The organism is Sphingomonas sp. GM_Shp_1 (assembly GCF_026540895.1).
Classification (GTDB): domain Bacteria; phylum Pseudomonadota; class Alphaproteobacteria; order Sphingomonadales; family Sphingomonadaceae; genus Sphingomonas.
In genome coordinates this window covers 40,612-52,807 of the sequence record NZ_JALNUR010000009.1, presented here as the reverse complement: position 1 = coordinate 52,807, position 12,196 = coordinate 40,612, and the positions used below count along the sequence as shown (strand labels likewise).

Genomic DNA, 12,196 nt, shown 5'->3' with positions numbered 1-12,196 from the left:
GTCCGTACCGGGAATGCGTATGGAATTGGGGACAGAGATTATGGCGACCGTCGAAAAGATGCCGATGCTCCAGGAGGGCTATGACAAGCTCACCCAGGACCTGCGGCGTCTGAAAGAGGAACGGCCGCTGATCGTCGACGCGATCGAGGAAGCGCGCGCGCATGGCGACCTGTCGGAAAATGCCGAATATCATGCGGCCAAGGAACGCCAGGGCCAGGTCGAGGCGACGATCGCCGATATCGAGGACAAGCTGAGCCGCGCGCAGATCATCGACCCGAAGGACCTGTCGGGCGACAAGATCGTGTTCGGCGCGACCGTCACGCTGCTCGACGAGGACGACAAGCCGGTCAAGTATCAGATCGTCGGCCAGACCGAGGCGGACGCGAAGACCGGCCGGATCAGCTACAACTCGCCGCTCGGCCGTGCGCTGATCGGGCGCAAGCTGGACGAAGAGGTCGAGGTGACGGTGCCGTCGGGCGACCGCTATTACGTCGTCAGCAAGATCGAGTTCATTTGATCCGATGACTTGGACAGCGGCACGGGCGACGACGGCCATCGCGGCCGTCACGGCGGTCGTGTCGCTGATCCTCATCCTCACGGGCATGGTGCCCGATGCGGCGGTCGCGGCGGGTTTCATCCCCCTGCGGTTCGAGGGCGCGGCGCTGCCCCCCGATTTCGGCTTCGCCGTGCCGACGCTGCTGACCCCGCTGACCGCGACTCTGGTCCATGGCGGGCTGGCGCATATCGCCTTCAACCTCGTCATGCTGGTCTATTGCGGTGCGCAGACCGAGCGGGCCATCGGCGCGCGGGGCATTGCGGTGCTGTACGTCGTCGGGGCCTATGCGGCGGCGATCGCGCAATATTTCCCCGATCCCGCCTCGCCCATGCCGATGATCGGCGCGAGCGGGGCGATCTCGGCGATCGTCGGGGCCTATGCGTTGCTCTATGGTCGCCGTCGCGCGACGAAGGGCGTCGCCGGGCTGTCCGCCGAGACGACGCATGTGCTGTGGCTGGCGGCGGGGTGGATCGGTATCCAGTTGCTGCTCGGCTATGCCGGTATGGGCATGGGTGCGATCGCGGTCGCCGCGCATATCGGCGGGTTCATCGCTGGGCTGGTCTTCGCCAAGCCGTTGCTGTTGTGGCGCTATCGTAACGCCTGACGGCCGGGCGATGCCCGTGCACTTCGACTTCGCTCAGTGCGAACGGGGGCAGCAGGTGGGCGTGCGGGTTATGGAGCGCCCTAATCCATTCCCGACCTTCGTTCAGCCTGAGCGAAGTCGAAGGCCACGCTTTGGCCTTTCCAGTATCCTGGTGCCCGGCGGCGATTGAGGACCCATGCACTTCGACTTCGCTCAGTGCGAACGGGGGGCGGGAGGTGGGGGGGAGCGGGTTATGGAGCGCGCTGCCCCATTCCGATCACCCGCTCGGCTCGAGCGAAGCCGAAGGAACCACGCCCCCGGCCTCGCCCGGCCACGGGATCAACCCAGCGTCGGCTCCAGCAACCGGTGCAGGTGCACGACCACGAACCGCATCTCGGCATCGTCCACCGTCCGCTGCGCGGCGGCGCGCCAGGCCTTTTCGGCGCTGGCATAGTCGGGGAAGATACCGACCACTTCCAGCGCGGCGGGATCGACGAAGTCGAGGGTCTGCGGGTCGCTGACGCGGCCACCGAACACGAGGTGCAGCTTGCTCATGGTGTCTCCTGAGGATTTGCTCTTTCCCTAGCGGCAAGCGCGGCGCGATTGAAGACGCTCTTTCGCACTCGCAACGCTTTGTCATGGGACGGGCTCATGATGATGTGTCAGGGAGATTGGCAGGGGCCCTGCTTCCATCCTAGGGACGGCGGATGAGCGACAGTTCCACCACGACCTCTTACGATATCGTCATCATCGGCACCGGCCATGCGGGCGCGCAGGCGGCGATCGCGCTGCGCCAGGAAGGGTTCGACGGCACGATCGCGATGATCGGCGAGGAAGCCTATCCGCCCTATGAGCGCCCGCCGCTGTCCAAGGAGTATCTGGCCGGGGACAAGCTGTTCGAGCGCATCCTGATCCGCCCCGAACGCTTCTGGAACGAGCGGGCCGTCACCCTTCGCCTGGCCGAGCGGACCGTCGCGGTCGATGCGGAGGCGCGCTGTCTGACCACGGAGGCCGGGGCGTTGGTCGAATATGGCACGCTGATCTGGGCGGCGGGCGGCCATGCGCGGCGGCTGTCCTGCGACGGGCATGACCTGTCGGGCGTGCACAGCGTCCGCAGCCGCGCAGATGTCGATCGGCTGATCGCGGAACTGCCCGATGTTCGCGAGGTGGTGGTGATCGGCGGCGGCTATATCGGGCTGGAGGCCGCCGCCGTCCTGACCAAATTCGGCAAGGCGGTGACCATCGTCGAGGCACAGGACCGCGTGCTGGCGCGCGTCGCGGGCGAGGCCCTGTCCCGTTTCTACGAGGCCGAACACCGCGCGCACGGCGTGACGGTCCGCCTGAACGAGAGTGTCGCCTGCCTCGAAGGGGAGGGGGCGATCAGTGGCGTGCGCCTTGCCGATGGCATCGTCCTCCCTGCGCAGATGGCGATCGTCGGCATCGGCATCATCCCCTCGGTCGAACCGTTGATCGCGGCGGGCGCGGAGGGCGACAATGGCGTGACGGTGGATGCACAGGGGCGGACCAGCCTGCCGCATGTCTTCGCGATCGGTGATTGCGCCGCCCATGCCAACGCCTTCGCCGATGGCGCGGTGATCCGGCTGGAGTCGGTGCAGAACGCGCATGATCAGGCGACGGTCGCCGCGCGGACGATCATGGGCAAGGATGTCGCCTATCATGCGGTGCCCTGGTTCTGGTCCAATCAATATGATTTGAAGTTGCAGACGGTCGGCCTGTCCGCCGGGCATGACCGCGCGATCCTGCGCGGCGATCCGGCGGGCCGCAGCTTTTCCGTTGTCTATCTGCGGGGCGACCGGGTGATTGCACTCGACTGCGTCAACGCCATGCGCGACTTCGTGCAGGGGAAGGCGCTGGTCGCCGACGGCGCGGTGGTGCCGGACGAGGCTTTGGCGGACCCGCAACGACCGCTCAAGACGCTTTGGCCGCTCGGCTGACAGGATCGCGCCCAAACAAGTCCTTGCGCCACATCCTGCCGGTATGTCAGACTTAATGCAAAGCTTTGCAGAAAATTGGGCAGGAGAGTGGGATGCGCTGGCGGAACGTCGTTCTGGCGGGAATGGGCATGGCGGCGGTCGCCGTTACGGGGGCCGCGCCGGTCTCGGCCAAGGTCACGGCGCCTGCGGGGGCGAGGGTCTTCCGGCTCGACGGCGGCGGCGTCACCTATGCCATGGGGGTGGATGAGAAGGGCTATCTCCAGCCGCTCTATTGGGGTTCGGCGCTGGCGGACGGCGATCCGCTGGTCTCGGGCGATCCGGTCAAGACGGGTGACCCCATCGTCCTGAAGGCGCCGGGCGAATTGTCGGGCTTCGATCCCGCCGGATCGGTGACGCTTCAGGAATATCCGGGGCAGGGCGAGGGGCTGGTCAGCGAGCCGGGTGTCAAGGCGCTGTTCGCCGATGGCAATCGCGACCTGGTCCTGAAATATCGCAGCCACAAGGCCAGCGGCGAGACGCTGACCGTCGAACTCGCCGATATCCGGCGACCGCTGTTCGTCACCCTGACCTACACCATCGATCCGGAAACCGGCATCGTCGCGCGCTCCGCCAAGGTGCGCAACGGCGATGCCGGGCCGGTGCGGGTCGATCAGTTGGCGGCGGCGGTCTTCTCGCTGCCGGTGGGGGACGATTACCGGCTTCATTATCTGACCGGTCGCCACGCCGCCGAATGGACGCAGAAGACGGTGCCGGTCGAGGCCGCCGCGACCGTGCTGGAAAGCCGTCGCGGGTCGACCGGCCATGGCAACAATCCCTGGTTCGCGATCGGTCGGGAAGGGCTGACCAGCGAAGTGAACGGCCCGGTCTGGTATGGCGCGCTCGCCTGGTCGGGATCCTTCCGGATCAGCGTGGCATCGGACAATCTGGGCCGGGTGCGGATCGCGGGCGGGTATAACCCTCATGACTTCTCCTGGACGTTGAAGCCGGGCGAGACGCTGGATACGCCGATCTTCTATGCGGGCTATTCGGGCGAGGGGCTGGGCGGCGCGTCGCGGACCTTCCACCGGTTCGAGGTGGCCCATATTCTGCCGCACGGCGACAAGGCGCGGGTACGCCCGGTCCTGTACAATAGCTGGGAGGCGACCGCCTTCGACGTGACCGAGGCGGGGCAGATGGCGCTGGCCGACAAGGCCGCGAAGATCGGCGTCGAGCGCTTCGTGGTCGATGACGGCTGGTTCGGCGCGCGGAACTCCGACAAGGCGGGCTTGGGCGACTGGACGGTCAACCCGGCCAAATTCCCCAACGGCCTGAAACCCCTGATCGACCGGGTGACGGGGCTGGGCATGGACTTCGGCCTGTGGGTCGAGCCCGAAATGGTCAATGTCGACAGCGACCTGTACCGCGCGCATCCCGACTGGGTGCTGAACTTCCCCGACCGGCCCCGGACGGAGGGGCGCAACCAGCTGGTCCTGAACCTCGCGCGCACCGATGTCCGCGATCACCTGCTCGCCGTGCTCGATAAGCTGGTCAGCGAGAACGACATCGCGTTCCTGAAGTGGGACTATAACCGCAACTGGACCGAGGCGGGCTGGCCCGAACAGCCGGTCGCCGACCAGCAGCGCGTCTATGTCGATTATGTCCGCAACCTCTATCATATCCTGTCCGAATTGCGGCGGCGTCACCCCAAGCTGGAGATCGAGGCGTGTTCGGGCGGCGGCGGCCGTGTCGACCTGGGGATCATCGGGCTGACCGATGAGGTCTGGCCGTCGGACAATACCGACCCCGCCGACCGGCTGACTATCCAGGACGGCTTCACCCGCGCCTATCCCGTTGCGGTCATGATGGCCTGGGTGACCGACAGCCCCAATTGGGCGAACACCCGCGTCACCAGCCTGGATTATCGTTTCCTGTCCTCGATGCAGGGCGGGCTGGGCATCGGCGCGAACCTGGACAAGTGGACCGACACCGACTTCGCCACTGCGCGCAAATGGGTGGCGGCGTACAAGACGATCCGCGAGACGGTGCAGCGTGGCGCGCTCTATCGACTGGAATCGCCGACCGGCGACAATGCGACCGCGGCGACCATGTATGTCGGTCGCGACAAACGGCAGGCTGTGCTGTTCCAGATGCTGCATTCGTCGATGTGGCGCGACAATCCCGCCGCCATCCATGCGCAGGGGCTGGACCCGGCGCGGATCTACGGCGTGAAGATGCTCGACGGCGCGGCCCGGCCCGCAGGCGTGCCGGAGCGGGCGTCAGGGGCCTATTGGATGAACCGAGGGCTGCGCGCGCCGTTGAAGGGCGACTATGTCGGCACGGCGTTCGTGTTCGAGGCGGTGAACTGATCGACGAAGCGCGCCATTGACGGGGGCCGGTCATCCAATAGGCCGGATCGACATTCAGATATGCCCTTCTTTTCCCTCGCCCCTCTCTGAGGGGAGAGGGTTGCGCAGACTTAGGCTTTGCACAGCAAAGGCCTAGTTGGAGCTGGGTGAGGGGTGGAGCGCGCAAAGCGCGCGCGAGCCTTTGGCTCGCTCGACCCCTCACCCAAGCTGCGCTAGCCAGCAGGCTGGCAAGCTCCGCTAACCCTCTCCCCTATCCAGGGGAGAGGGAAGAGGGAGTGGCATGAATGTGGATTGGCCCTAGGCCGGCCCCCTCCACCCGTAATATGGATCAGGATCGCGAAGCCGCTATACTGCGCGATGTTGGATGGTGGAGACTTGCGTGACGAAGCGCGGCTTTGTCGAGGGGCCTCCGGGCGATCGATACGGGGTGACACGAGCGATCCGAAGGCTGGGTCGCCGATTGGAGTTGCGCTCGTTCAGCCTCGTCCCCGAACATCTGAACCATGCGGAGGGCTATCGCGCGGCGGTGGCGGTCGCCCTGCCATTGCTTCTGGCGATCCTGACGGGGCGGAGCGAATGGGGGTGGGCGGTCTATGCCGCCTTCTGGACATGCCTGTGCGACGTGCCGGGGCCGGATCACCTGCGCCGTCGGCTGCTGGCGGTCTTTGTGGCCGGGGGGACGGCGGTGGTGCTGGTCGGCTCCTGGGCGGCGTCGATCGCACCGCATGCGGCGATGATCGTCGGCCCGCTCCTGGTCTTCCTCGTGACGTTGGGCGCGGGGCGGCTCAAGTTCGGGGGGCTCGTCGGCACGCTGTCGGGCGTGGTGGCGGTGGTCGCGGTCGGCTTTCCGAACCGGCTGGATGCCGCGTTCCTGTTGGCGATGGCGTTCTTCGCCGGAGCGGCGTGGAGTTATGCGCTGATCAATCTCCTCTGGCGCATCGATGCGTTCGACCCGCTGCGCCGTGCCGGTCAATCGGTGAGCGCGCGGCTGCTCGACATGGCGGATTACCTCGCCGGGCTGCGCGACCGTCCCCACCGCGACGCGCAGTGGCATAGCGATCATGCCGAGCATCGCCGCGCGGTGCGTCTGGCGATCGAGCGGTTCCGCGAGGTGCTGGTCCGCTTCGAGAGCGAGCCGGGCCGGGCGGCGACGGCCCGGCGCGAACTGGCGGCGGCGGAGACGATGTTCGGGGCGCTGCTCGCGCTCGATCAGGCCTGTATCGATCGCTACGGGCCGGTGGAGGAGCGGGCGGCTCTGGCCAAGGCGTGCCGCGACGCGGTGTCCGCCTGGTGGCTATCCCTTCGCCAGCGACCCCGCACCGAGGCTGTGCTGGCGGAGGCGTGCGCGAGGATACGGGCGGTGCGCGGCGTCCTGACCGACGATCCGTTCCAGGGATGCGCGGCGGCTTTCGGATCGGCGCTGTCGCTGCTGTCGGGGCGGGACACCGCCGTGGAGGTAGCCCCGGCGACGGTCGGAACGGGCTCGCCGGTCTCGATGGTTCGCCAGGGGCTGCGTCAGGCCGGGGGGCTGATCATGGTCTATTATGCGGCGATCATCTTCGGGCTGGGCTATCCCTATTGGGCGGCGATGGCGGTGATCGTCGTGCTTCAAGGCGGCGTCCGGGTGACATGGGCGCGCTGTCTGGAGCGTATCCTGGGTAGCCTGATCGGGGGGATGATGGCGCACGCGCTGCCCCTGCTCGGCGGTGGTCCGATCGTGCCCGCGCTGGTCGCGGTGGCCCTGACCGCGATCACCATGGCGTTGCGCTCGGTCAACTACACTATTTTCGTGATGTTCCTGACGGTGCTGTTCGTGCTGGTCACCGACATGCTGCATCCGGGCGTCGGTATCGCGTCGGCGCGGATGATCGACAATATCGTCGGCAGCCTGGCCGCACTGGTCGCGGTCCTCGCCTTTCGGAGCGACTTCGGCCCGCCCTTGCCCAAGCGGATCGAGGACGGCATCCGCGCCAATCGCCGCTATGGCGAGGCGGTGGAAAGCGATCAGCCGTTCGCGGTCATCGAGGCCGCGCGCGCCGCCGCCGGGCGCGCGAGCGTGGAGGCGGAGATCGCCGCCCATGATCCCGGCGGCTGGTTGCACCGGCGCACCCGTCGCGAGGCCGATCTGGCGTCGTTGCAGGACATGCGCAACCTGGCCGGGCGTGCCGCCCTGGCATGGCATGCGCGATTGGGAGAGAGGGCGGGGGCGCGGGCCTAGGTTCGATTGAGCGGCTCTTCCTCCCTCGCCCCTCATAGAGGGGAGAGGGTTGCGCAGACTTAGGCATTGCGAAGCAAAGGCTTAGTCGGAGCTGGGTGAGGGGTGGGCGCGCAGAGCGCGCGCGAGCCTGCGGCTCGCTCAACCCCTCACCCAAGCTGCGCTAGCCAGTAGGCTGGCAAGCTCCGCTAACCCTCTCCCCTATCCAGGGGAGAGGGAAGACGACGCGAAATGGATGTCGCCCCTCTCGGGCGATCGCGTCGTCCCGCCCTTTTCGGCGAAATCACCGCGCCAGCGCGCGCTCGGTATCCTCTCGCGCCTGGTCGACCAGCACGATCGTCGCGGCGCGTGCGGCGGCGGCGTCGGATTCGGCGATGGCGGCGAAGAGCTGGCGATGTTCGGGCATGGAGTCGCGGGGCAGCTTGGCGCTGCGATGCTTGTAGAGCGTCGTCCAGCGGACCGCCGCGCCGATGCTGCCCGACAGGCTGATCAGCAGCTCGTTGCCCGTCGCCTCCAGGATGATGTTGTGGAACAGCTGGTCGGCGGCGCGGCCCTGTTCGGTGTGGAGGCCGTTCTCGCCCATCGCCTCCAGCGCGGCCCCCATGCGTGACAATTGGCGGGTGTCGCGCTTGACGGCGGCGAGTTCGGCGGCGGCGGGCTCGACGATCAGGCGAAGCTGGAACAGGCTCTGGACGAAACCGGCGGGCGGTTCCCCCTCGAACATCCAGGCGAGCAGTTCGGGGTCGAGCAGGTTCCACTCCAGCCGCTCGCGCACCCGGGTCCCCGCCTTGGGCTTGCTGACCACCAGTCCCTTGGCGGACAGCATCCGCAGCGCCTCCCGCACCACGGAGCGCGACATGCCGCGCTGCTCGGCGATCTCGACCTCTCCCGGCAGCGTCGATCCGGTGGCGATCCGCCCGGTCACGATGGCGACACCGATGTCCCGCGCCAGGGCGCTATGGGCGGGTCCGCGTCGCTTCACTGTCGTCACTCGACTTGTTCCTCTCCGATGGGAAGGGGGCTTGCTGGCGCCTTTGTCAGACCTTTCTATGGGCCATGATCGCGAAAGGGAAGCATGGTGTCAGGCCGTTACCCGATGCCGCGGGGCCTTGTCACGTTAATGAGACATTGTATCAATGGCAAAATCGGCCAGTTGCCCTGAGGCATTGATCGCGGCACGATGGGCCACCAACCGATCCATGAGGGGGATCCGTTTTCATGAAGTTGCGTAACCTTTTGCTCGCCGCCAGCGCGCTCGCGATCCTGTCACCCGCCACGGCGCAGCAGCGCGCCGACGCCGATCGGCCGTCCACCCCGGTCAAGGTCGTGACCGACTCCACGGTCAGCGACATTCCCGCCAAGTTCACGCCGCCGACCAACATCGCCGAGCGCGATTACGACAAGCGCGAAGTGATGATTCCGATGCGCGACGGGACCAAGCTCTACACCGTCATCGTCGTGCCCAAGGGTGCGGTGAACGCACCGATCGTGCTGACCCGCACCCCCTATAACGCGGCGGGCCGCGCCAAGCGGTCGGACAGCACCCGGATGATCGAGGCGCTGCCGCTGGCCGATGAGGAATTCACCAAGGCCGGCTATATCCGCGTCTATCAGGACATTCGCGGCAAGTACGGATCGGAGGGCGACTATGTCGTCACGCGCCCCGTCATCGGTCCGCTCAACGCGACCAAGGTCGATCACACGACCGACGCCTATGACACGATCGACTGGCTGGTGAACAAGGCGAACCTGCCCGAGTCGAACGGGCGCGTCGGCATGATCGGGTCTTCCTATGAGGGCTTCACCGTCGTCATGGCGCTGCTCAATCCGCACCCCGCGCTGAAGGTCGCCGCGCCCGAAAGCCCGATGATCGACGGCTGGATGGGCGACGACTGGTTCCATTACGGCGCCTTCCGCCTCGCCAATATCGGCTGGATCGGATCGCAGACCGGCTACAAGGGCGAGGGCAAGGCGCCGTCGAGCGGCGGCTATGACGATTACGAGAATTTCCGCTACGGCTCGGCGAACGACTGGGCCAAGAAGTCGGGCTATGACCAGTTGCCCATGTGGCAGCGCGTCGTGCAGCACCCGTCCTATGACTTTTACTGGCAGGGTCAGGCACTCGACAAGCTGCTCGCGGCGAACCCCTCCAACGTGCCCACCCTCTGGGAACAGGGGCTGTGGGATCAGGAGGACATGTACGGCGCGATCACCTCTTGGGAGGCGCTGAAGGCCAAGGGCAAGCTGGGCAATAATTTCCTGGTGATGGGCCCATGGCGGCACAGCCAGATCAACCGCACCGGCAGCAGCCTGGGGCCGTTCCAGTGGAATGGCGACACCGCCAAGCAGTTCCGCGAGGACATGGTCCTGCCGCTGTTCAACCAGTATCTGAAGGATGGCCCGGCGGCGAACCTGCCCAGCGCCGCCATCTACAACACCGGCGAAAATCACTGGGACAAGCTGACCCAGTGGCCGCTCGCCTGCCAGACGGGTTGCGCCGCCCCGCTCACCCCGCTCTATCTGGCGGACGGCAAGGGGTTGAGCTTCGACAAGCCGGGGACGGGGCAGGATGCCTATGTCTCCGATCCCGCCAATCCGGTCCCGCATCTGTCGCGCCCGGTCAATTTCGACGACGGCCGCTGGGGCGACTGGCTGGTCAGCGACCAGCGGCATGTCGATGGCCGCACCGATGTCGTCACCTATAGCACGCCCGTCCTGACCAAGGCGGTGCGCGTGTCGGGCGCGCCCATCGCCGATCTGTTCGCGCGGACGACCGGCACGGACGGCGATTTCGTGGTGAAGATCATCGACGTCTTCCCGCCCGAGGATGCCATCAACGCGAAGATGGGCGGATATGAGTTGCCGATCAGCCTCGACATCTTCCGGGGCCGCTATCGCAACAGCTTCGCCAATCCGACCGCCATTCCGGCGGGCAAGGTGCAGGAGTATAAGTTCCGCCTGCCGACCGTGAACCATGTGTTCCAGCCGGGGCACCGGATCATGATCCAGGTTCAGTCCAGCCTTTTCCCGCTCTACGACCGCAATCCGCAGACCTTCGTGCCCAACATCTTCACCGCCAAGGCCGGCGACTATCGCAAGGCGACGATCACGCTGGAGCATGGCGGGGCCAATGCCAGCCGGGTCTGGCTGCCGGTGGTGCCGCTCGACCAGTCGGCGGTGATGGCGCGCTGATTCCGCCTCTTCAGGGTGGCGAGCATGTCGCCTTCCCCTTCCGGTCCGGACGGGGAGGGCGGCACGACATGGCGAATGGGTCGAGTGAAGTAAGAGTCTGAAAGAAAGTGACTTTCATCTTATCCTATTTCAGCTTCTTGACCCTTGGAGGGGCGGGCGGGGACCGCTATCTGTAGAACGTGGTTCTTGCCCCGCCATTGACTCCGCCATTGCCCTTGACCGGTGATACGATCGCGACGGCGACCGCCGATCCCGCCGATGTGCGCCGCTATCTGGCGTTGGTGGCGGCGGCGACCGAGCGGTTGATGACTGCCGACGATCCGGCGGCGATGATCGACTCGCTGTTCGCGCTGATCCGTGACGAGCTTCGGCTCGACGTCTTCTTCCATTTCCGCCGCGATGGCGACGCGACCCGGCTGGAGGCGTCGGGCGGACTGACCCGCGCCGAACGCCACGAGGCGGCGATGCTGGATGTCGAAAGCTCCGCCTGCGGGCAGGTGATGCGCGAGCGGCGGACGCTGCACCTGACCGATGTGCAGGGGAATGCGGAAACCCGGACGAGCTATGTCCGGTCGCTGGGCGTCGAGGTCTATCTGTGCATGCCGTTGCTGCACGGGGACGAGGTGCTGGGCACGTTGGGCTTCGGGCGGCGCACGGCGCGACCCTTCGACGAAGAGGAGCGGCGGCTGCTCCTGCTGCTCTGCCATTATGCCGCGCTGGCGCAGCATCGCTTGCGTATCGAGGAGGCGTTGCGCCACGGCATCGACACGCAGGCGCGGTTGCTGGCGGAATTGAACCACCGGGTCCGCAACGCGCTGCAAGTCGCGATCGGTCTGGTGTCGCATGAGGTGCGTTCGGCGGTCGAGCCCGCCGCCCGGACGGCGCTGTCGCGCGCGGCGGAGCGGTTGCAGGTGCTGGCAAGCGCGCACCGCCCGCTCTACGCCACCGCCGATCCGGGGCTGGTCGACCTGCCCGCGCTGTTCGGCGACGTCATCACCCAGTTGCGGGGCGATGTTCCCACCGGGACCATCCACGCGCCTCTGCCGCTGGCGGTACCGATCGAGCGGGCGGTGGCGGCGGCGCTGCTGCTCGACGCCCTTCTGGAAGACGGGGGGGCGCTGCCCCGGATCACATTGCAGGCCGTCGAGCGCGACGGGAACGAAAAGCTGAACATCTCGTTTCAGGGCTCCGGATGGGGACGTGTCGCGACCATTGCCGAGCAGAATCGGCTCGTCGTGCGGCTTTGCCACCAACTGCGAGCGACATTGACGAACGAGGATGACGAGTGCCTGATCTTGGTCATGCCGCATGACGGCGGTGAATTCGGGCACGGTTGCGCGCATTGATGAC

9 protein-coding genes are annotated in these 12,196 nt (G+C 66.7%); 7 read left to right on the top strand and 2 right to left on the bottom strand.

Going from position 1 to position 12,196, the window contains the following annotated elements; translation table 11 throughout:
• Positions 1 to 40 precede the first annotated feature (40 nt).
• Together greA and OXQ33_RS06920 are read left to right on the top strand one after the other, a co-directional pair.
• Entirely contained in the window at positions 41 to 517 is a 477-nt protein-coding gene (gene greA, locus OXQ33_RS06925; RefSeq protein WP_042483476.1) for a transcription elongation factor GreA, read from the top strand.
• A 4-nt stretch (positions 518 to 521) separates the two neighbouring features.
• Complete coding sequence (locus tag OXQ33_RS06920; protein ID WP_267433964.1) at positions 522 to 1,160, top strand: rhomboid family intramembrane serine protease; 639 nt, start codon at positions 522 to 524, stop codon at positions 1,158 to 1,160.
• Positions 1,161 to 1,478: 318 nt separating this feature from the next.
• On the opposite strand, the gene OXQ33_RS06915 is transcribed toward OXQ33_RS06920, so the two are convergent.
• Positions 1,479 to 1,694 carry a DUF4170 domain-containing protein gene (locus OXQ33_RS06915; RefSeq protein WP_267433963.1) on the bottom strand — a complete coding sequence of 72 codons (216 nt, stop codon included), beginning with the start codon at positions 1,692 to 1,694 and terminating at the stop codon, positions 1,479 to 1,481.
• A 152-nt stretch (positions 1,695 to 1,846) separates the two neighbouring features.
• On the opposite strand from OXQ33_RS06915, the gene OXQ33_RS06910 reads away from it, so the two are divergent.
• The 3 genes from OXQ33_RS06910 (at position 1,847) to OXQ33_RS17500 (ending at position 7,657) form a co-directional block, all read left to right on the top strand.
• Positions 1,847 to 3,094, top strand: a complete 1,248-nt coding sequence (locus OXQ33_RS06910) for an FAD-dependent oxidoreductase (RefSeq protein ID WP_267433962.1) — start codon at positions 1,847 to 1,849, stop codon at positions 3,092 to 3,094.
• 92 nt (positions 3,095 to 3,186) lie between these two features.
• Complete coding sequence (locus OXQ33_RS06905) at positions 3,187 to 5,439, top strand: alpha-galactosidase (RefSeq protein ID WP_267433961.1); 2,253 nt, start codon at positions 3,187 to 3,189, stop codon at positions 5,437 to 5,439.
• Between the two features lie 379 nt (positions 5,440 to 5,818).
• A complete protein-coding gene (locus OXQ33_RS17500) occupies positions 5,819 to 7,657 on the top strand; it encodes an FUSC family protein (protein WP_267433960.1) in 1,839 nt (612 codons plus the stop codon).
• A gap of 280 nt (positions 7,658 to 7,937) precedes the next feature.
• On the opposite strand, the gene OXQ33_RS06895 is transcribed toward OXQ33_RS17500, so the two are convergent.
• Positions 7,938 to 8,645, bottom strand: coding sequence for a FadR/GntR family transcriptional regulator (locus tag OXQ33_RS06895; RefSeq protein ID WP_267433959.1), 708 nt, complete (start codon positions 8,643 to 8,645; stop codon positions 7,938 to 7,940).
• A gap of 227 nt (positions 8,646 to 8,872) precedes the next feature.
• Between OXQ33_RS06895 and OXQ33_RS06890 the strand changes: the two genes are divergently transcribed.
• Together OXQ33_RS06890 and OXQ33_RS06885 are read left to right on the top strand one after the other, a co-directional pair.
• Positions 8,873 to 10,846 (top strand): CocE/NonD family hydrolase, encoded by a 1,974-nt coding sequence (locus OXQ33_RS06890; RefSeq protein WP_267433958.1) that lies wholly within the window; start codon positions 8,873 to 8,875, stop codon positions 10,844 to 10,846.
• 215 nt (positions 10,847 to 11,061) lie between these two features.
• Positions 11,062 to 12,192, top strand: coding sequence for a GAF domain-containing protein (locus OXQ33_RS06885; RefSeq protein WP_267433957.1), 1,131 nt, complete (start codon positions 11,062 to 11,064; stop codon positions 12,190 to 12,192).
• Positions 12,193 to 12,196: the final 4 nt, after the last annotated feature.

Bases quoted from the DNA above. Each gene is read 5' to 3' on its own strand.
- greA (WP_042483476.1), top strand. From the start codon at position 41: ATGGCGACCGTCGAAAAGATGCCGATGCTCCAGGAGGGCTATGACAAG.
- OXQ33_RS06920 (WP_267433964.1), top strand. From the start codon at position 522: ATGACTTGGACAGCGGCACGGGCGACGACGGCCATCGCGGCCGTCACG.
- OXQ33_RS06915 (WP_267433963.1), bottom strand. From the start codon at position 1,694: ATGAGCAAGCTGCACCTCGTGTTCGGTGGCCGCGTCAGCGACCCGCAG.
- OXQ33_RS06910 (WP_267433962.1), top strand. From the start codon at position 1,847: ATGAGCGACAGTTCCACCACGACCTCTTACGATATCGTCATCATCGGC.
- OXQ33_RS06905 (WP_267433961.1), top strand. From the start codon at position 3,187: ATGCGCTGGCGGAACGTCGTTCTGGCGGGAATGGGCATGGCGGCGGTC.
- OXQ33_RS06890 (WP_267433958.1), top strand. From the start codon at position 8,873: ATGAAGTTGCGTAACCTTTTGCTCGCCGCCAGCGCGCTCGCGATCCTG.